The following is a 20,283-nucleotide window of genomic DNA, read 5'->3' on the forward strand; positions in this document are numbered from 1 at the left end:
TGTATTATTCAATAACTGCTAAAATATCTTCTTCATTTAATACCAGATATGTTTCATTATCTCGTTTAACTTCTGTACCAGCATATTGTTGGAACACGACACGGTCCCCTTCTTTCACTTCAGGAGTCACTCTTGTACCATCATTTAATAGGCGTCCAGTTCCTACTGCAACGATAACGCCTTCGTTTGATTTTTCTTTAGCACTATCAGTTAAAACAATACCACTTTTAGTTGTTTGTTCTTGTTCTTTTTTCTCAATAATCACACGATTTCCAATTGGTTTTAGCATGATTGTTCCTCCTTAAAAAACCTAAAGTTTAGCACTTAACATTAAAGAGTGCTAACATACATTTATAATAATCAAATTTGGTCAAAATTTCAAGTCATAACCTTTTAATTAAGTTTTGTAACTTCAAGTTATTTACGATAAAATAAATTATAAACAAATATTTGGAGGAAAATTATGACAAGATTATGGGCATCATTGCTAACTGTTATTATTTATATATTGTCTCAATTTTTACCGCTTCTCATTGTAAAAAAATTACCATTTGTACAATATAGTGGCATAGAACTGACTAAAGCAGTCATTTACATACAACTTGTTCTATTTTTAATCGCCGCCACGACGATTATTTTAATTAATTTAAAAATTAAAAATCCAACAAAATTAGAATTAGAAGTTAAAGAACCTAAAAAATATATCATTCCATGGGCATTGCTTGGATTTGCATTGGTAATGATTTATCAAATGGTAGTGAGCATTGTATTAACGCAAATTTATGGTGGACAACAAGTAAGTCCTAATACAGAAAAGCTAATTATTATTGCTCGAAAAATACCTATATTTATCTTCTTTGTATCTATTATTGGTCCTTTATTAGAAGAATATGTATTCAGAAAAGTAATCTTTGGAGAATTATTTAATGCGATTAAAGGTAATCGTATCGTGGCATTTATTATTGCTACAACAGTAAGTTCATTAATATTTGCATTAGCACATAATGATTTCAAATTTATTCCAGTTTATTTTGGTATGGGTGTCATTTTTTCATTAGCATATGTTTGGACAAAACGGCTTGCTGTTCCAATTATTATCCATATGTTACAAAACGGATTTGTCGTTATATTCCAATTACTTAATCCTGAGGCTTTGAAAAAAGCCACGGAACAAGCGAATTTTATATATCACATTTTTATTCCATAATAAAAAAAACGAATCACACACGGATTATCGTCGCTGTGATTCGTTTTTATTTTTCTTTTTATTTCGCTTTACAAATAAGAATAGCATGATTGAAAATACCACCATCATAGAACATACAATTGCTAGCCAACTTTTACTATATGCAGTTGACGCACTTTTCTTATTATCTTCTTGTTTTTTAACTACTGTAAAATCGTCTTTTTCATGCGGTTCAAATGAGCGTTGTTTTGAATCCGGCTTATCTTCGGGCTTTTTCAAATCTGGCATTGATCCAATTTCACCAGTAATTAATGCGAGTACTTGTTCATCTAAATTACGATAGTACCTTTCTGATTTCAATGGATTGAAATATTGGAATCTAAAGTAATTCGATTGCTGTTGTAATCCATTTAAATATGCATTTCCGCTGAAATTTTGTTTTCGAATAATATTATAAATGTCTTCATCAGTAACTTCTCCATAATCTTTGCCCAACTTATTAATTTGATTTAAAATATACGGATTATACTTGTAAGCCCCATTTGCCAAGGCTAAAAATCGTTGGGATACAAAATCATTACCAGTAGGATTTTGTGAGTTTCCTTGATTCCCATTTGGTTGCCATTGACCTTGATTAGATCCATCTGAAGCATTTGGGTTCCATGTCCCCCCATTTTTCGAGCCACCAGAATGATTGGAATCCCCAGGTTGATCGGGATCTGGTGACGGGTTAGGATTTGGCTTATTAGGGTCTGGTTTTGGATTCGGATTTGGCTTTGGTTTATCTGGATCTGGTTTTGGATCCGGATTTGGCTTTGGTTTATCTGGGTCTGGTTTTGGATCTGGATTTGGTTTCGGGTTATCTGGATCTGGTTTTGGATCCGGATTTGGCTTTGGTTTATCTGGGTCTGGTTTTGGATCCGGTTTTGGTTTCGGGTTATCTGGATCTGGTTTAGGATTCGGACTTGAGTTTTGGTTATTTGGGTCTGGTTTTGAATCTGTACTTGGGTTTTGGTTGTTTGAGTCTGGCTTCACATTATTCGAATCAGGATTAGCATCACGACTATTCGAACCTGTTCCTTCATTACCCGTTTGATTTGATTCGTGAGGTGTCCCAGTCTCATTATTATTCATTTCACTATTTACTGATGGTGAAGTTATATTATGATTCAAATTAGTAGTTGGTTTTTCTCCATTTAAGTTATCCTTTGCTTCAACTGTGTGCGTTGCAAGCCCTAAACTACTACTACTTAAAATTAAAATACTTGTTGAAAGTAACATTTTCTTAAACCAATGATATGACATTTCACGAGACACCTCCCTTTTTCATGTAAGTATTAATCTAAGTATAATAAATATGCGTTGAAAATGCATTTATATTTGGAATTTGAAAATGAATATTAATATTCTTGAAATTTTCGTAAATATTGCTTTACAAGTACGAGTATAAATTTTATACTTAGTCTATTAAGTATTCTTTACTAAAGAAGGAGCAATAATTATGGGCTTATTTAAAAAAGATAAAAAAGCAATGACTTTTGACAATGCAATGGAAGAAAGACGTTCAATATATAATTTGAAAGATTCGATATCAATTAGCGATGACGAATTAGAATCAATGATTGCACATGCAGTTAAACATGTTCCTTCATCATTTAATTCTCAATCAACTAGAATTGTTCTCTTGTTAAATGACAACAATAATAAATTTTGGGATAACACAAAAGCAATTTTAAAAGAAGTCATGGGAGAGAATCGTGATTTCGAGCCAACTGAACAAAAAATTGATAACTTCAAACATTCATACGGTACAATTTTGTTTTATGAAGATCAAGATGTTGTAAGTGGTTTACAAGAACAAATGCCAAACTACTATGATAATTTTGCAATATGGTCAACTCAAACAAATGCCATGCATCAATTTGCAATTTGGACTGCATTAGCTACTAAAGGCATAGGTGCTTCATTACAACACTATAATCCACTTGTTGATGAGATGACTTCAAATGAATTTAATATTCCTAAAAGTTGGAAACTTATTGCTCAAATGCCATTTGGTGATATTCGTGAAGCTGCTGGCGAAAAAACATTTAATCCAGTGGAAGATCGTTTCGTAATAAAAAAATAATCAATATATTGTTAGGAATGGGACAGAAATGATAAAGAATCATTAGTTATTCATTATGTAGTAGTTCTTACACATTAGCCGCTGCTAATGTGCACTTAAGAATAGGAATACATGAGTAAAACTCATGTATAAGAAATACTAATTTCTAAAGAAAAAGTATTTCTTTATGTTAGAGCCCACCCCAACTTGCATTGTCTGTAGAAATTGGTGTTCCAATTTCTCTATGTTGGGGCCCCATCAACTACTGTCAATATAACTTTGTAGAGCCTAGGACTTTGATTTTATGTCTTGTGCTCGTTTTTTGCGTTTCAACATAACTTTTAGTAAGTTATATATAAGATCTATCAAGGATGTGATGTTATGAAAGTCCAAATTTATCAATTACCGATTGTTTTTGGAGATAGTTCTAAAAATGAAACTCAAATAACGCAATGGTTCGAAAAAAATATGAATGCTGAAGTAGATGTAGTCGTTTTACCTGAAATGTGGAATAATGGCTATGATTTAGAGCATTTAAATGAAAAAGCAGATAATAATCTAGGACAAAGTTTTTCATTTATTAAACATTTAGCTGAAAAATATAAAGTCGATATCGTAGCTGGGTCAGTTTCTAACATTAGAAACAATCAAATATTTAATACAGCTTTTAGTGTGAATAAAAGTGGCCAGCTGATTAATGAATACGACAAAGTTCATTTAGTTCCTATGTTAAGAGAGCATGAATTTTTAACCGCTGGCGAATACGTAGCTGAACCCTTTCAATTGTCTGACGGTACTTATGTGACCCAACTTATCTGTTATGATTTACGTTTTCCAGAATTATTAAGATATCCTGCTCGTAGTGGTGCTAAAATTGCATTTTATGTGGCGCAATGGCCTATGTCACGTCTTCAACATTGGCATTCATTACTAAAGGCACGTGCAATTGAAAATAATATGTTTGTCATTGGAACTAATAGCACTGGATTCGATGGTAACACAGAATATGCTGGTCATTCGATAGTTATAAACCCAAATGGAGATTTAGTTGGAGAATTAAATGAATCCGCAGATATTTTGACTGTAGATTTAAACTTAAATGAAGTAGAACAGCAACGCGAAAATATACCTGTATTTAAAAGTATTAAATTAGATTTGTATAAATAAGAAGCGCCCGAAATAATATTTAAAACATGTCATGACTAAACATAGATTTATGAGAGATTTTTCATAAGTCTATGTTTATTTTTTTATAATAGATAACTCAGTAAGAACCCATTTCGCCCTTTGCAAATGAATGATTTTCTTAATTAAATTGATTAATTTTTTGACCTTTTCCAACATTAGACTTATTCATATATTTTAACGGCGGGTCTCATAATGATGATTAACTCATCCCTTCTTCATTACAAAAAAGGCCGCGAGCTTGGGAGGGGCTCACGACCATACTTATTATTAAGGGAATGTTTTACAGTTATTTTTTCAATCTATTTTTGGGGATGTTATTAATTATGAAAAAAATTTTATTTATCAAATAATGATAAATCGATGTTGTTTACGATAGCTTACATGCTAGAAATAATTATCTGTAATGATAATTAAGAAAAATACATAGCACTGAGTCCAAGGAAACTAACTCTACTAGCAAATGTTACTCACTTGCTAATTTTACATGGTTATTAAGTTGGGATGGCTTAATAACTCATACTTTTAGTACTATACGAAGATAACAAATTTACAATGAAAGTAATTAATTATTCATCTTATTTTTTAGTGAATTTGTTCACTGTGTCGATAATCCATTTTACTAAGTCACCGATTGTTGAAATGATATCTTGTGCCATTGAAATCACTCCTTCCTTAATTAAGATAAAAATTCTTAAAATTAAACAACTCATCAACTATTTTCCATCACATCTCTGTGATCTAGTTATATTAAAACATGCTAAAAGCATTTATTTTCCAATTTTTCTTAACTAGTCGTTTTTTATTCTTAACTGTAAATTTTTTTATGTTAAAATATTAAATACAAATTACATTTAACAGTTAAGTATTTATTTCCTACAGTTAGGCAATATAATGATAAAAGATTGTACTAAATCGTATAATGACAGTGAGGAGAGTGGTGTAAAATTGAATTATTTTGATAATAAAATTGACCAGTTTGCCACGTATCTTCAAAAGAGAAATAACTTAGATCATATTCAATTTTTGCAAGTACGATTAGGGATGCAGGTCTTAGCTAAAAATATAGGTAAATTAATTGTTATGTATACTATTGCCTATATTTTAAACATTTTTCTGTTTACGTTAATTACGAATTTAACATTTTATTTAATAAGAAGACATGCACATGGTGCACATGCACCTTCTTCTTTTTGGTGTTATGTAGAAAGTATTATACTATTTATACTTTTACCTTTAGTAATAGTAAATTTTCATATTAACTTTTTAATTATGATTATTTTAACAGTTATTTCTTTAGGTGTAATCTCAGTATATGCTCCTGCAGCAACTAAAAAGAAGCCCATTCCTGTGCGACTTATTAAACGAAAAAAATATTATGCGATTATTGTTAGTTTAACCCTTTTCATTATCACACTTATCATCAAAGAGCCATTTGCCCAATTCATTCAATTAGGCATCATAATAGAAGCTATTACATTATTACCTATTTTCTTTATTAAGGAGGACTTAAAATGAATACATTATTTAACTTATTTTTTGATTTTATTACTGGGATTTTAAAAAACATTGGTAACATCGCAGCTTATAGTACTTGTGACTTCATAATGGATGAAGTTGAAGTACCAAAAGAATTAACACAATTACACGAATAATTTAAATAGAGAGTGTGATAGTAGGTGGAATTATTAAATAGTTATAATTTTGTTTTATTCGTATTAACTCAAATGATATTAATGTTTACAATACCAGCTATAATTAGTGGTATTAAGTACAGTAAACTTGATTATTTTTTCATCATAGTAATTTCGACATTATCGTTATTTCTATTTAAAATGTTTGATAGCGCGTCCTTAATCATATTAACTTCATTTATTATTATAATGTATTTTGTCAAAATCAAATGGTATTCTATTTTGTTGATTATGACTTCGCAGATTATTCTATACTGTGCTAACTACATGTATATAGTTATATATGCATATATCACCAAAATTTCTGATAGTATATTTGTAATATTCCCTAGCTTTTTTGTAGTTTATGTGACTATTAGTATACTATTCTCATATATAATAAATAGAGTTCTCAAAAAAATTAGCACACCATATCTAATACTAAACAAAGGATTTTTAATAGTTATTTCGACTATCTTACTGCTTACTTTTTCATTATTTTTCTTTTATTCACAAATAAACTCGGATGAAGCTAAAGTAATAAGGCAGTATTCTTTTATTTTTATTGGTATCACTATATTTTTAAGTATATTAACATTTGTTATTTCTCAATTTCTCCTTAAAGAGATGAAATATAAACGTAATCAAGAAGAAATTGAAACCTATTATGAATATACATTGAAGATTGAAGCTATCAACAACGAAATGCGCAAGTTCCGTCATGATTATGTCAATATCTTAACGACACTTTCAGAATACATTCGAGAAGATGACATGCCTGGCCTACGTGATTATTTCAATAAAAATATTGTACCTATGAAAGACAATTTACAAATGAATGCTATAAAATTAAATGGTATCGAGAATCTTAAAGTACGTGAAATTAAAGGCTTAATTACTGCGAAAATTTTACGTGCACAAGAAATGAATATTCCGATTAGTATCGAAATACCCGATGAAGTAAGTAGCATTAACTTGAATATGATCGATTTAAGTCGCAGTATTGGTATTATTCTTGATAATGCAATTGAGGCATCAACTGAAATTGATGACCCTATCATTCGCGTTGCATTTATTGAAAGTGAAAATTCAGTAACGTTTATTGTTATGAATAAATGCGCTGATGATATACCACGCATTCATGAATTGTTCCAAGAAAGTTTTTCTACTAAAGGTGAAGGTCGTGGTTTAGGTCTATCAACTTTAAAAGAAATTGCTGATAATGCAGACAATGTCTTATTAGATACAATTATCGAAAATGGTTTCTTTATTCAAAAAGTTGAAATTATTAACAACTAGCCATAAGGATGTGAATGTATGAAAATTTTCATTTGCGAAGACGATCCAAAACAAAGAGAAAACATGGTTACCATTATTAAAAATTATATAATGATAGAAGAAAAGCCTATGGAAATTGCCCTCGCAACTGATAATCCTTATGAGGTGCTTGAGCAAGCTAAAAATATGAATGACATAGGCTGTTACTTTTTAGATATTCAACTTTCAACTGATATTAATGGTATCAAATTAGGCAGTGAAATTCGTAAGCATGACCCAGTTGGTAACATTATTTTCGTTACGAGTCACAGTGAACTTACCTATTTAACATTTGTCTACAAAGTTGCAGCGATGGATTTTATTTTTAAAGATGATCCAGCTGAATTAAGAACTCGAATTATAGACTGTTTAGAAACTGCACATACACGCTTACAATTGTTGTCTAAAGATAATAGCGTTGAAACGATTGAATTAAAACGTGGCAGTAATTCAGTGTATGTTCAATATGATGATATTATGTTTTTTGAATCATCAACAAAATCTCACAGACTCATTGCCCATTTAGATAACCGTCAAATTGAATTTTATGGTAATTTAAAAGAACTGAGTCAATTAGATGATCGTTTCTTTAGATGTCATGATAGCTTTGTCGTCAATCGCCATAATATTGAATCTATAGATTCGAAAGAGCGAATTGTCTATTTTAAAAATAAAGAACACTGCTATGCATCGGTGAGAAACGTTAAAAAAATATAATAAGATAATAAAGTCAGTTAACGGCGTATTCAATTGTAAATCTTGTTGGATTTTAACAAGATAACTAGCAAATGCACTGTATAGCTGGCTTTTTAATTTTATTAACAAAATTAAATATGACGCGTGAATTAAAAAATGATGTAACGTCTCTTTGTATACCTATTCCTATTACTACATAATTTATCAATTTCTATTTCACTCTACAATCCTATGGCGCAATTTTTAACAAAATATACTAAATTTGAAATTGACAGTTTCCATAAATAAAATGCTATAATTTCCTACTCCGTGAATCTTATTTTGTTTTAAAAAACAGTGTAGCACAAGATTCAACTTGTTTCCTACACTGTTTTATAAATGAATTATTTAAAATGCTTGTTCAACCTCTTGTAATGTTGGCAAACTATTAATAGCACCATACTTCGTTGTCACTATTGCAGCAACGCGATTGCTAAACGCTAAAATTTCCTCACCTTCATTTTCAAATAACTGAGTTAAATTTAACACATCGGTTGCTAAAATCCTGCTAATAACTGCACCAATAAATGCATCCCCTGCCCCAGTTGTATCAACAGGTTTTACCTTATAGCCACTATGATAATGATTAATACCATTTTTCAAATATACGGCAGCACCATCTGCTCCCTTCGTATAAATGACTACAGTAACATTACCTGTAAATAATGATTGAATGGCTTCATTTTCATCATGAATACCTGTAATAAATTCTAATTCTTCATCTGAAACTTTTACAATATGCGCCAATGGCAAAAAGGTATGAATAGTTTGTCTTAAATCTTCAGCGTTATCCCATAATGGCAATCTTACATTAGGATCAAATACGACAGTACCATTTGCATTTAATGTTTTGGTAATCAATTGATAATGTGCATCTCTCATCGGACTATCGACCAAATCAACAGAACAAAAATGTACTACATCATTTTCATTCACATCAATATCATTCACAAAACTTGGTTCAAATAACATATCAGCAGAGGGCTTACGATAAAAAGAAAAATCTCGCTCGCCCGCTTCAGTCAAACTCACAAAAGCTAACGCAGTGTTTGCTTCATTCGTGCGATACACTTTTGATACATCTACACCAATACTTGATATCGTTTCAATAATGCTATCTCCAAATGCATCATTACCTAATTGTGTAATCATATACGCTTGTTGTCCTAACTTTTGAACTGTACAAGCTACATTGCATGGCGCGCCACCAATTTGCTTCGTAAATGTTTGAACATCTTTTAAATTCGCATTTGTAACATTTGGAATAAAATCAATTAACGCTTCTCCTATTGAAAATAGACGTCTCATTTATGTTCATCCTTTAAATCATATTTAGTAAATTGTAAATATACTTGCCCTGATTCTGTTGATGTTTTAATACCTAGTGCGTCTTCTGTCGGGAAAATTCGAGATGTCAAAACACGTTCTCCATCATTACAGAAAATTTCTATACTAGATGTATCAACAAAAATTTGTAATTGCTTTAATGGCGTGTCTAATATCGTACTACGCGTCGTACCTTCAACATTTGTCGGCAATAAACCACTGTCGCTGCGATCTAATGTTATTTTATTTTCACGCTTGTTATAAGCAATTAATGTTGAAGAAGTCTTAGATGTACGTAATTCAAAGTACACTTCGGTAGCATCATTATCCAAAATATCTATGATTAATTCATACTGTTTACCTTCATACGGATGTAATTTTCGAGTAAATTTATTTGCGTAGCCTAATGCTGTCTCTTTATTGTGACGTAATTTTTCCAACGCTGGATATGGACGTTGCTTAAGTTGACCATTTTCTACATTTAATACACGAGGAATTGTTAAGCAATGGGCCCATCCTTCATTATCAGTAGGATATTCGATTTCCGGTAACCCCATCCATCCAATTAGTACTCGTCGGCCTTTTTCATCTAAAAATGTTTGAGGTGCATAGAAATCAAAACCATTATCAAGCTCGACAAAATTTTCATGTTCATATGTTAACTTTTCAATATCAAACTTTCCAAGTATATAACCACTTTGATAAATATTTTTGAACTGATCGCCTTTTGGTTCAATACCTTGTGGACAAATAAGTATGACATCTTGATTATCTACATTAAAGTAATCTGGGCATTCCCACATATATCCAAAATCATCCAACTCTGTATTTATTTCACCTAAATAATGCCAATTAATTATATCTTCAGTATTATAAAGTAATAATCGACCTTGCTGATCATTATTTTGTGCACCAATGATTGCATAATATTTCTCATCATATTTAAAAACTTTAGGATCTCTAAAATGACTCGTATATCCTTCTGGTTGTTGGCTAATTACTGGCTTTGGAAACTTTTCAACTGAACCGTCTTCTTTCAATCGTGCGATCATCTGACTCGCATGTCGTTGCCAATGATTATCTCGATGATTTCCTGTGTACATATAATATAAATGCCCGTTATATTCAAAAGCGCTACCGCTATATACACCATGGCTGTCATATTTAGTATCTGGATTTAAAATTGGCCCTTCAGCTTTAAAGTTTATTAAGTCATCACTCGTGTAGTTATACCAATACTTTAAGCCATGTACTGCGCCTAATGGGAACCATTGATGTGAAACATAATACTTCCCTTTATAAAAAATAAGTCCGTTGGGGTCATTTAATAAGCCTGTTTCTGGTTGTATATGAAATTGTTGACGAAATTTTGATTGATCAACTTGTTGTTTTAATGTTTTAAAATACTCAGTATCAACGTCCTCGATTCGTTGATAACGTTCTTCTCTAGTCCATTCGGTCATAATATTTACCCAGTCCTCCTTTTATAATTTATGCTGTTAACAATTTATATTCTATTATAGCAAATTTTACCTACGTTCTTTAACTTTTAACCTATCCATTTATAGTTATATGGTATCGGTTCCACATTTATTTTAAAAAATACAGCGTCTAAATATTAACATCTACTGTGACGCTATATGGCATATCTTGCTTTTTAAGCATCTGTTGTATCTCTTCCATCGCGCATTGGCCAGCTTCAAAATAATTATAATGAATTGTTTTTATCGATGGAGACACTAATTGTGTCATTGGGTCACCACCAAAACCATATATTTGATGTGGTTTCATAACATCTTTTTTATCAGAATAATATTTATAGGCAGCTAATGCAATCGTATCAGTTGCTCCAACAACCGCATCTACTTGCTCCACATTTTCCAAAACATTTGCAACATCTTTTTGTGCTTCCACATAAGTAAAATTTGTTTCATGTATATTAGGTTTAATTTGGTATTTAGCTAACTGGTCAAGTAAACCACGTTTTCTATGTATACCAACTGCAATATCTTTTTCACTTACACTAAACACTTCAACTTGTTGATATCCCTGTTGACCAATCCATTCGCCTATAATTTGACCTGCTTTATAATCATCATGCACAATACTATGAAGTTGTTCATGTTGTTGACCAACAATAACGATTGGTACATTCATTTTATTAATGACTTCAATATGTCTCTCTGTTATGTCTGTAGCCATTAAAACAATACCATCTACTTTACTGCGTGCTAATGTTTCAAGCGCTTGTATTTCTGCTTCGATATTTAAACCTGTGTAATTTAAAATTAATTGTGATTCATATTTTTGGCATTGTTTTGCCAATCCTTTGATTGTTTCATCTACTGCATATGAATTCATTCTAGGTATAATGGCACCAATAAGGTGTGTTTGTCTCGCTCTTAAACTTTGAGCAAATTGATTCGGTTGATAGTCATGTTCTGCTATAATTCTTGTTAATTTTTCACTTGTTTTTTTACTGACAGATCCATTATTTAAAAATCTAGATACTGTACTTTTTGAAACGCCTGCCAATTTGGCAATATCAGATATATTTTTCATACTTATTCACCTATCATTATTTGTGACACTTAGCCTTATTTTAGCATATGTGTAACCGCTTTAAATAATATTTCTGCTTCTTTCATAAAAAGATTTCAAAATAAAACTTTTGTATAACAAAATGTCCCAACATCAACCTTTAGTTAAATGTCAGGACAATGAATATTCTATGTAAATATATTCTAATATCGAATATGTTTATTGAATCTATTTAGCTCACCTTCAAAGTAAGCATGTTCACCGTGAACAATCTTGTCTAATCCTATATTCGTTTCTTGTTCCGTAACAGATAATGGTGTAATTAATTTAATTACTTTCGCAATAATAAACGTCATGACTATACTAAAAATTACAACTGCTGTTACACATAATATTTGTACAAGTATAATATGTATGTCACCAGTATAAATAAAGCCATTCTCAATGTCAGGATTGGCTTTTTTACTTTGGAAAACTGCTGTTAAAACAGCACCAATAATACCACCAACACCATGAATACCAAATGCATCTAATGCATCATGATATTTTAGTTTTACCTTGATGTAATTAATGACAATATAACAACAGATACCTCCTATTAAAGCCATTATTGTTGCACTAAGATATGTTACATATCCTGCTGCAGGAGTAATGACAACTAATCCTGCTAATGCACCGAGTAAAAGTCCAAGTAAACTTGTCGTCTTTTTAAAAATATATTCTAAAATTAACCAACCTATAGCACCTGCACTGGCTGAAATGACAGTATTTGTAAATGCAAGCATCGCAATATTATCAAATGTAAAAGCACTACCTACATTAAATCCATACCAACCAATCCACACGAATATACCGCCAATCAACGTAATGATAAGATTATGTGGTGTTGATTCAGAATGTTTGTTTCCTTTTCCAATCATAATAGCTAATACTAAACCAGAAACACCTGATGTAATATGAACAACCGTACCTCCAGCGAAATCTAATACACCGAGTTTGTTAATCCAACCGCCGCCCCAAACCCAATGTGCTACTGGACTGTATACAAGAGCAGTCCATATTACTACGAATAATAAATAAGGAATAAACTTCATTTTCTCAGCGATTGAACCAGATAAAATAGAAATTGCAATCGTACAAAACATCATTTGAAATAACATAAACAAAGCGAAAGGAATATGTGGGCTAATATCTTCTTGAGTCGCAAAACCTACATGATTAAGAAAAGTATATTCCCAATTTCCGAACCATAAATTCCCATTCCCAAAACTAATTGTAAAACCAACTGTTATCCATACAAATGTAACAAGCACAATTGCTGCCATACTTTGCATGACAGTATTAAGCGCATTTTTAGATTGAACTAACCCACCATAAAATAAACTTAATCCTGGTGTCATTAACCAAACTAATAATGTACACAAAAACATAAATATCGTATCGTTAAGATTCATACTTACCACTCCCTTTTTTTCATAATAATCTGACAATTTATAAAAAGCAAAAATGCGTTAAGTTTTATTACATCTTTTGGAATAAAATGTGCCACACTATATAAAAATGATTTCATGAACTAAAACAAAAAAGACTACTTACTCACTTTTAAATTAGCGGAAGTAGCCATAGAATCTAATATCTATTTTATTGTTAAAATGATAACGTTAAACTTTTTGAATTGTAATTGTCCATGAAGCATTATCAATTTGTTCATAGTTTGTTACAGGATAACCATTTTCTGCAGCCCAATTTGGAATGGCTTCCGTCGCTTGCGTGCAATCAAAATCAATTTTTAATTCATCTCCAGATTGCAATGTTGCCATTTTCTTTTGCGCTTCAATTAACGGAAATGGACATACCATTCCTACTGTACCTAATTCGTGTATCATAATTATTTCTCCTTTTCCAATCACTTTTATTTGATCAACATCATTTGCATAATAATCTTCTATACTATTTGCGTTTGCTGTTTAACCTTTGCAGATTGTTGGTGTACTTTTTTCATTGGACGAACAAAGATAAAATGACTCATTGTCCATACACCAACTATCATCGATGCTAGCGCAATCCATCCTTGCCAAGTCATCGTTGCCGTTTCAACCAAACCGTTACCGATAGAACAACCACCAGCAACTGACGCACCAAATCCCATACATATGCCACCAATGGCACTGTTTCGTATTGTAATCTTGTCTGGCAATCGCCATTTAAATTCTCTTGATCCTCTAGCTGCAATATATGAACCAATGAAAATTCCTAGAACTAAAAAGACACCCCAATCAATAAATTTAGTTTCACCTGTAATCAAAAAGTGTACTAAATTTGCTGAAGGCGTTGTTATACCTAAACCGTCATTTCTTCCAGTTGATGCACTCATTGGCCAAGCTAAGAGTGCGATAAGTCCAATTACAATTGCTGCAATAAATGGATGGTATCGTTTTTCGAAAAGGTAATATCTAATACCTGTATAACGTTGCTTTAGTTTTGGAACAGCAACTCGAACTTTCTTATTATTGAGTGTTCTTACAACTAGAAAAATGGTGATTATAGTTAATATAACGACTAATCCCCAAAACGGAATGCCAGTTGTTTGAGACATATCACTATTTACATTCGTTGGTTGATTAATTTTATCCATTACTGGCTTTAAAATCCCTGTTTTAGTGATTGCTGCAGTAACAGCATATAATACTAATGCAATCCAACTACCAATTAGCCCTTCACCAGCGCGATACCAAGTACCTGTTGCACATCCTCCAGCCAATACTATTCCAATTCCAAAAATAAAAGAACCTATAATTGTTCCCAATATTGGAAAACTATGTGCAGGAATTTGTAAAATATCTGTTGCCGTCAAAATCAATAATCCTATACTTTGAATAGTAATAGCGATTAATAATGCATAGAACATCTTATTATTCTTTTGCACATACATATCTCGAAAGCCACCTGTTAAACAAAATCTTGTTCTTTGCATGACAAAACCTAAGAGTCCCCCGACAATTAAGCCACTAAAAATCATCCACATAATCCTAACCTCTCATTTCCGATAAGTTTAGTATGTATTATAGGTGATGATTTTCTTGTTTTCAACCTTATACACAATATTTTTGATATTTATATTATATTCATATAAGGAAGGCGATTAATTACGATTCATCATTATATCTCTACGTGTTAATTTATTAACCTATACTATATTTATCAACACAACAGTTTTTCCTTTCATTTTCAAACATAACAGAAAAAGCCTGAGACATACTTAGTCCCAGACTGTTCTATAATTAATTAAAGATATAACAAGGTTAATCATTCAAAGCTAACATCACATTTATTCACTGTAATTTTTCATAAAGAATAATAATGACTGTAATTCTATACCTAAGTCAATTTGATGTACTTGCACATCTGAAGGCGTATTAATTCTACCAGGAGTGAAGTTTAAAATACCTTTCACACCAGCTTGGACGAGTTCATCTGCAACTTTCTGTGCAACTCTTTCTGGTGTAGTTAGAATCACAACATCTATTTCTTCCTTCTTCAATGTTGTTATTAATTCATCGTTATCTTTAACAATAACGTTCCCTATTTTCTGGCCAATAACATCTTCTTTTACGTCAAACGCTTCTGTAATCGTCATATCGTCATGTATTGAAAAGTTATATGTGAGCAAAGCTTTCCCTAGGTTCCCAACTCCGACAATTGCGATTTTGATCATGTCACTCTCGCTTAGTTCAGATTTAAAGAAATCCAATAAACTATCTATATTATATCCGTACCCTTTTTTACCTAATTCGCCAAAATATGAAAAGTCACGACGAATTGTTGCCGAGTCAATTTGTAACGCATCGCTAATCGCTTTTGAATTTACACGATCTATACCTTTAGATTTTAATGAACTGACAAATCTATAATATAACGGCAAACGTTTTAAAGTTGCTCGAGGAATTTTAACTTGGTCACTCATTCGCTATTTCCTCCTTCGTGTTTGAATGAATTATATCTATGTATTCAAACGAGTTAGAGCGTAATTGTTAGATTATTAAAAAACAAATAATTGATTACAATGAATACCTAAATATTATACATTATTGAATTTTAAAAATAAATATCTTAGTTTCAAGACGGCGTTTTATACTGTAAAATGGTTATTAATGTAATAATTACGACTTTTTTCATAAGTTAATAAAATTTGAGAAAGACGAAAGGTGAAGATCGAATGATACTTTTACAACTCAATCATATATCAAAATCGTTCGATGGTGAAGATATATTTACTGATGTTGATTTTGAAGTAAAAACTGGTGAACGAATTGGTATCGTAGGAAGAAATGGCGCCGGTAAATCAACATTGATGAAAATTATAGCTGGCGTAGAAAACTATGATTCTGGAAATGTGTCAAAAATTAAAAACTTAAAACTAGGTTATTTAACTCAACAAATGACTTTAAATTCTAATGCAACAGTTTTTGAAGAAATGTCAAAACCATTTGAACATATTAAACGAATGGAAAGCTTAATCAAAGAAGAAACAGATTGGTTATCAAAACATGCAAATGATTACGATAGTGATACATATAAAACACATATGTCCCGTTATGAATCTTTATCGAATCAATTTGAACAATTAGAAGGATATCAATATGAAAGTAAAATTAAAACAGTACTTTACGGGTTAAATTTTAGTGAAGAAGATTTCAATAAACCTATCAATGATTTTAGCGGTGGCCAAAAAACACGTTTATCTTTAGCTCAAATGCTATTAAACGAACCTGATTTATTACTTTTAGATGAACCTACTAACCACTTAGATTTAGAAACGACAAAGTGGCTTGAAGATTATCTACGTTATTTTAAAGGTGCAATCGTCATCATCAGCCATGATCGTTACTTTTTAGATAAAATAGTTACTCAAATTTATGATGTGGCTTTAGGTGATGTCAAACGCTATGTTGGTAATTACGAGGAATTTATACAGCAACGGGATTTATATTATCAAAAACGAATGCAAGAATATGAAAGTCAACAAGCAGAAATAAAACGATTAGAAACTTTTGTTGAGAAAAATATTACCCGTGCTTCAACAAGTGGAATGGCAAAAAGTAGACGTAAGATTTTAGAAAAAATGGAACGCATTGATAAACCAATGTTAGATGCCAAAAGTGCAAATATTCAATTTGGCTTTGACCGGAATACAGGTAATGACGTCATGCATGTAAAAAATTTAGAAATCGGTTATCAAACTGCAATTACCAAACCTATGAGTATAGAGGTCTCTAAAGGCGATCATATAGCAATCATTGGGCCAAATGGTATTGGAAAATCGACCTTAATTAAAACTATTGCTAATCAACAAAAAGCGCTTAATGGCGATATTACTTTCGGCGCAAATTTACAAATTGGTTATTATGATCAAAAGCAAGCAGAATTTAAATCTAGTAAAACGATTTTAGATTATGTGTGGGATCAATATCCGTTAATGAATGAAAAAGATATTCGAGCAGTTCTTGGACGTTTCTTATTTGTACAAGACGATGTTAAAAAGATAATTAATGATTTATCTGGTGGTGAAAAAGCACGTTTACAACTAGCACTACTTATGTTGCAACGTGACAATGTACTTATTTTAGATGAACCTACCAACCACCTCGATATAGATTCAAAAGAAATGTTAGAGCAAGCACTCCAACATTTTGAAGGAACAATACTATTTGTTTCCCATGATCGTTACTTTATTAACCAATTAGCAAACAAGGTATTTGATTTAACAATTGATGGCGGAAAGATGTATTTAGGAGATTATCAATATTACATTGAAAAAGTTGAGGAAGCGGAAGCGTTGAAAGCGCACCAAGAAGAACAGTCAGTTAACGTACAAGCACATAAAAAGTCTATGGAACAATCGTCGTATCATAACCAAAAAGAACAAAGACGTGAACAACGCAAACTTGAACGACAAATATCCGAGTGTGAAAATGAAATAGAAACTTTAGAGACTACTATCTTACAAATAGACGAGCAATTAACCCAACCAGAAGTGTATAACAATCCACAAAAAGCAAACGAATTAGCTATCCAAAAACAAGATAGCGAACAAAAATTAGAACACGCTATGTCTAAATGGGAAGAATTACAACAAAAACTATAAAAATATACATAACTCTAACTGTAAAATCGCTATAGTTAGAGTTATTTTTTTACAAATTTTAATTTTTTTTATTCACAATAAAAACGCTGATATTATAGCTATCCACAGACTTATCCTAGTTACCCACAAGTAAATTAACACTAATCAATCATTTATTTTCTGTTTTCCCACCTGATATCCACAATAAATGACGTTATCAACACCTTTTATCCACAAGTTATTCACTCTTTGTTGATAAGTACGCATGTTCTCTATTGACATTGTTTTTATCAAAATTCATTGTTAAGACATTTTCTTTATGAAATAATAATAATATTGAAGTATATTTTTATTATTATTAAAAATAAATAAGGGGATACTTATGAGCACAAATCAAACATTTTTAATATTTGTTATAGCAATTATTCTACTTACATCTGTAATAGGAATTGTTGGACGATACATGAGTCGTCAACGTCTATTAAAATCTATGGAAACATTATGGCAAACGATTTCTCCATTAGAAGCTTTTATCAGACCGAACTCACATTTCGACTATGAGTATAAGCTCTACAAGGAAAAATTTGAATCACATTCATTAGTTGATGATAAAACTTGGTCCGACTTAAATATGAATGCAATCTTTCATAAGATGAATTATAATTTAACAGCTATTGGTGAAATGAAGCTATATGCCTGTTTACGTGGAATGCTTTCAATTACGAACAAATCATTACTTAGTTTATTTAATGATAATGCTGAATTTAGAAAAAACGTAACATATCATTTAGCTTTGATTGGTAAAACTGTTTATCCAACATTTCCAGACCAAATCACACCGGTAAAACGTCAAAATATATTGTTTCTATGCCCGTTTTTACCAGTTATCTCATTTGCAGTTATATTTATTAATTCACAAGTTGGTATTTTATTATTTCTTATGAGTTGCCTATTTAATATCATTTTATCAGCAACTTTAAAGCGTACATATGAGGATGACTTAAAATCTATCTTTTATGCATCCAATGTTTTAAAACAAGGCTATACTATCTCAAAAATTAAACATGCTCCACAACCTGAAGTCAATTTTAAGCAATTTAGAACAGCACGTCATTTAACGAGTGTTTTAGCTGAAGTTAATGATGAAGATATCGGAGCTATGGTAATTAAACTAGTTAAACTTATTTTCATGCTTGATTATGTTTTATTTCATTCAATTCAAAAAAGCTATACAACACATATGAATGAGCTTAAAAATTGTTTCGATTACATAGCTGAATTAGATAATCATTATGCATTAGCAATGTATCGTAGAACGCTAGAATGTTATACTGAACCACAAATTGATGATTCAAATGATGGCATAGTATTCTCTGAGTTAACACATCCACTCATAGCAGATGCAGTAGCCAATGATTTCTCACTATCACAAAATATACTGTTAACTGGGTCTAATGCTTCGGGTAAATCAACATTTATGAAATCCATAGCAATAAACATTATTCTTGCATCGGCTATACAAACAGTTACCGCAAGCAAATTTGTATATCAACCTGGAATTGTGTTCACGTCAATGGCAAATGCCGATGATGTGTTATCAGGCGATAGTTATTTTATGGCTGAATTAAAATCTATTAAGCGTATTGTTGAAATTCCAGATAATCAAAAAATATACTGCTTTATAGATGAAATTTTTAAAGGTACCAACACAACTGAACGAATTGCCGCTTCAGAATCAGTACTATCATTTTTACATGAAAAATCTAACTTTAGAGTTATTGCAGCAACACATGATATTGAGTTAGCTGAACTCTTAAAACAACGTTATGAAAATTACCATTTCAATGAGGTAATAGAAAATAATAACATACATTTTGATTACAAAATTAAGCCTGGCAAAGCAAATACACGTAATGCCATCGAATTATTAAAAATCACTTCATTTCCAGCAAAAATATATGAACGAGCAAAAGATAATGTCCCGAAAATTTAGCATTTAACTTTAAACATAAAAACGTCAGCTATCACATGACAGAAGACTATGAACAGTTTCAATAATGTTCATAGTAATCATGTTAATAACTGACGT

Annotated in this window: 21 protein-coding genes; 10 read left to right on the forward strand and 11 right to left on the reverse strand. The window is 31.2% G+C overall.

Annotated elements, in window-relative coordinates:
• Positions 1–4: 4 nt before the first annotated feature.
• A complete protein-coding gene (groES, locus tag AA076_RS10210; protein WP_000917289.1) occupies positions 5–289 on the reverse strand; it encodes a co-chaperone GroES in 285 nt (94 codons plus the stop codon).
• 174 nt (positions 290–463) lie between these two features.
• On the opposite strand from groES, the gene mroQ reads away from it, so the two are divergent.
• Positions 464–1,207 (forward strand): CPBP family intramembrane glutamic endopeptidase MroQ, encoded by a 744-nt coding sequence (mroQ, locus tag AA076_RS10215; protein ID WP_000197635.1) that lies wholly within the window; start codon positions 464–466, stop codon positions 1,205–1,207.
• Positions 1,208–1,231: 24 nt separating this feature from the next.
• On the opposite strand, the gene AA076_RS10220 is transcribed toward mroQ, so the two are convergent.
• Positions 1,232–2,491, reverse strand: a complete 1,260-nt coding sequence (locus AA076_RS10220; RefSeq protein ID WP_000120314.1) for an SdrH family protein — start codon at positions 2,489–2,491, stop codon at positions 1,232–1,234.
• A 196-nt stretch (positions 2,492–2,687) separates the two neighbouring features.
• Between AA076_RS10220 and AA076_RS10225 the strand changes: the two genes are divergently transcribed.
• Positions 2,688–3,314, forward strand: a complete 627-nt coding sequence (locus tag AA076_RS10225; protein ID WP_000522384.1) for a nitroreductase family protein — start codon at positions 2,688–2,690, stop codon at positions 3,312–3,314.
• A gap of 360 nt (positions 3,315–3,674) precedes the next feature.
• Complete coding sequence (locus tag AA076_RS10230) at positions 3,675–4,460, forward strand: carbon-nitrogen family hydrolase (protein ID WP_000867960.1); 786 nt, start codon at positions 3,675–3,677, stop codon at positions 4,458–4,460.
• A gap of 596 nt (positions 4,461–5,056) precedes the next feature.
• Here the strand turns inward: AA076_RS10230 and hld are convergent.
• Positions 5,057–5,137, reverse strand: coding sequence for a delta-hemolysin (gene hld, locus AA076_RS16205; protein WP_000046022.1), 81 nt, complete (start codon positions 5,135–5,137; stop codon positions 5,057–5,059).
• A 289-nt stretch (positions 5,138–5,426) separates the two neighbouring features.
• On the opposite strand from hld, the gene agrB reads away from it, so the two are divergent.
• From agrB to AA076_RS15370, 5 genes are all read left to right on the forward strand, one after another.
• A complete protein-coding gene (gene agrB, locus AA076_RS10240; RefSeq protein ID WP_001105707.1) occupies positions 5,427–5,996 on the forward strand; it encodes an accessory gene regulator AgrB in 570 nt (189 codons plus the stop codon).
• Positions 5,993–6,133, forward strand: coding sequence for a cyclic lactone autoinducer peptide AIP-I precursor (gene agrD, locus AA076_RS10245; protein WP_001093929.1), 141 nt, complete (start codon positions 5,993–5,995; stop codon positions 6,131–6,133). Before agrB ends, agrD begins: the two co-directional genes overlap by 4 nt.
• A 24-nt stretch (positions 6,134–6,157) precedes the next feature.
• Entirely contained in the window at positions 6,158–7,450 is a 1,293-nt protein-coding gene (gene agrC, locus AA076_RS10250; protein WP_001554031.1) for a quorum-sensing sensor histidine kinase AgrC, read from the forward strand.
• Positions 7,451–7,468: 18 nt separating this feature from the next.
• Positions 7,469–8,185, forward strand: a complete 717-nt coding sequence (gene agrA / locus AA076_RS10255) for a quorum-sensing response regulator AgrA (RefSeq protein WP_001836294.1) — start codon at positions 7,469–7,471, stop codon at positions 8,183–8,185.
• Between the two features lie 71 nt (positions 8,186–8,256).
• Positions 8,257–8,364: a hypothetical protein gene (locus AA076_RS15370; RefSeq protein ID WP_001790167.1), complete on the forward strand. Its 108-nt coding sequence runs from the start codon at positions 8,257–8,259 to the stop codon at positions 8,362–8,364.
• 187 nt (positions 8,365–8,551) lie between these two features.
• Here the strand turns inward: AA076_RS15370 and AA076_RS10265 are convergent, their stop codons facing one another.
• From AA076_RS10265 to AA076_RS10295, 7 genes are all read right to left on the reverse strand, one after another.
• Complete coding sequence (locus AA076_RS10265; RefSeq protein ID WP_001253312.1) at positions 8,552–9,511, reverse strand: carbohydrate kinase family protein; 960 nt, start codon at positions 9,509–9,511, stop codon at positions 8,552–8,554.
• A complete protein-coding gene (locus AA076_RS10270) occupies positions 9,508–10,992 on the reverse strand; it encodes a sucrose-6-phosphate hydrolase (protein WP_000141414.1) in 1,485 nt (494 codons plus the stop codon). Before AA076_RS10270 ends, AA076_RS10265 begins: the two co-directional genes overlap by 4 nt.
• 148 nt (positions 10,993–11,140) lie before the next feature.
• On the reverse strand, positions 11,141–12,091 hold the full coding sequence (locus AA076_RS10275) for a LacI family DNA-binding transcriptional regulator (protein ID WP_000790330.1): 951 nt from the start codon (positions 12,089–12,091) through the stop codon (positions 11,141–11,143).
• Between the two features lie 182 nt (positions 12,092–12,273).
• Positions 12,274–13,524: an ammonium transporter gene (locus AA076_RS10280; RefSeq protein WP_001052270.1), complete on the reverse strand. Its 1,251-nt coding sequence runs from the start codon at positions 13,522–13,524 to the stop codon at positions 12,274–12,276.
• Between the two features lie 207 nt (positions 13,525–13,731).
• Positions 13,732–13,956 (reverse strand): sulfurtransferase TusA family protein, encoded by a 225-nt coding sequence (locus tag AA076_RS10285; RefSeq protein ID WP_000581077.1) that lies wholly within the window; start codon positions 13,954–13,956, stop codon positions 13,732–13,734.
• A gap of 59 nt (positions 13,957–14,015) precedes the next feature.
• Positions 14,016–15,095 (reverse strand): YeeE/YedE family protein, encoded by a 1,080-nt coding sequence (locus AA076_RS10290; RefSeq protein WP_000266883.1) that lies wholly within the window; start codon positions 15,093–15,095, stop codon positions 14,016–14,018.
• 303 nt (positions 15,096–15,398) lie between these two features.
• Positions 15,399–16,034: a redox-sensing transcriptional repressor Rex gene (locus AA076_RS10295; RefSeq protein WP_001283612.1), complete on the reverse strand. Its 636-nt coding sequence runs from the start codon at positions 16,032–16,034 to the stop codon at positions 15,399–15,401.
• Positions 16,035–16,286: 252 nt separating this feature from the next.
• Between AA076_RS10295 and AA076_RS10300 the strand changes: the two genes are divergently transcribed.
• Positions 16,287–18,215, forward strand: a complete 1,929-nt coding sequence (locus AA076_RS10300; protein ID WP_000602074.1) for an ABC-F family ATP-binding cassette domain-containing protein — start codon at positions 16,287–16,289, stop codon at positions 18,213–18,215.
• Positions 18,216–18,359: 144 nt separating this feature from the next.
• On the opposite strand, the gene AA076_RS15375 is transcribed toward AA076_RS10300, so the two are convergent.
• Positions 18,360–18,488: a hypothetical protein gene (locus AA076_RS15375; protein ID WP_001790685.1), complete on the reverse strand. Its 129-nt coding sequence runs from the start codon at positions 18,486–18,488 to the stop codon at positions 18,360–18,362.
• 88 nt (positions 18,489–18,576) lie between these two features.
• Here AA076_RS15375 and AA076_RS10310 point away from each other — a divergent pair, with 88 nt between their 5' ends.
• Complete coding sequence (locus AA076_RS10310) at positions 18,577–20,187, forward strand: MutS family DNA mismatch repair protein (RefSeq protein WP_000106330.1); 1,611 nt, start codon at positions 18,577–18,579, stop codon at positions 20,185–20,187.
• Positions 20,188–20,283 lie beyond the last annotated feature (96 nt).

It is taken from the genome of Staphylococcus aureus (genome assembly GCF_001027105.1).
Classification (GTDB): domain Bacteria; phylum Bacillota; class Bacilli; order Staphylococcales; family Staphylococcaceae; genus Staphylococcus; species Staphylococcus aureus.

Coding starts and splice junctions, on each gene's coding strand:
- groES (WP_000917289.1), bottom strand. CDS start 289: ATGCTAAAACCAATTGGAAATCGTGTGATTATTGAGAAAAAAGAACAA.
- mroQ (WP_000197635.1), top strand. CDS start 464: ATGACAAGATTATGGGCATCATTGCTAACTGTTATTATTTATATATTG.
- AA076_RS10220 (WP_000120314.1), bottom strand. CDS start 2,491: ATGTCATATCATTGGTTTAAGAAAATGTTACTTTCAACAAGTATTTTA.
- AA076_RS10225 (WP_000522384.1), top strand. CDS start 2,688: ATGGGCTTATTTAAAAAAGATAAAAAAGCAATGACTTTTGACAATGCA.
- AA076_RS10230 (WP_000867960.1), top strand. CDS start 3,675: ATGAAAGTCCAAATTTATCAATTACCGATTGTTTTTGGAGATAGTTCT.
- hld (WP_000046022.1), bottom strand. CDS start 5,137: ATGGCACAAGATATCATTTCAACAATCGGTGACTTAGTAAAATGGATT.
- agrD (WP_001093929.1), top strand. CDS start 5,993: ATGAATACATTATTTAACTTATTTTTTGATTTTATTACTGGGATTTTA.
- agrA (WP_001836294.1), top strand. CDS start 7,469: ATGAAAATTTTCATTTGCGAAGACGATCCAAAACAAAGAGAAAACATG.
- AA076_RS15370 (WP_001790167.1), top strand. CDS start 8,257: ATGCACTGTATAGCTGGCTTTTTAATTTTATTAACAAAATTAAATATG.
- AA076_RS10265 (WP_001253312.1), bottom strand. CDS start 9,511: ATGAGACGTCTATTTTCAATAGGAGAAGCGTTAATTGATTTTATTCCA.
- AA076_RS10270 (WP_000141414.1), bottom strand. CDS start 10,992: ATGACCGAATGGACTAGAGAAGAACGTTATCAACGAATCGAGGACGTT.
- AA076_RS10275 (WP_000790330.1), bottom strand. CDS start 12,091: ATGAAAAATATATCTGATATTGCCAAATTGGCAGGCGTTTCAAAAAGT.
- AA076_RS10280 (WP_001052270.1), bottom strand. CDS start 13,524: ATGAATCTTAACGATACGATATTTATGTTTTTGTGTACATTATTAGTT.
- AA076_RS10285 (WP_000581077.1), bottom strand. CDS start 13,956: ATGATACACGAATTAGGTACAGTAGGAATGGTATGTCCATTTCCGTTA.
- AA076_RS10290 (WP_000266883.1), bottom strand. CDS start 15,095: ATGTGGATGATTTTTAGTGGCTTAATTGTCGGGGGACTCTTAGGTTTT.
- AA076_RS10295 (WP_001283612.1), bottom strand. CDS start 16,034: ATGAGTGACCAAGTTAAAATTCCTCGAGCAACTTTAAAACGTTTGCCG.
- AA076_RS10300 (WP_000602074.1), top strand. CDS start 16,287: ATGATACTTTTACAACTCAATCATATATCAAAATCGTTCGATGGTGAA.
- AA076_RS10310 (WP_000106330.1), top strand. CDS start 18,577: ATGAGCACAAATCAAACATTTTTAATATTTGTTATAGCAATTATTCTA.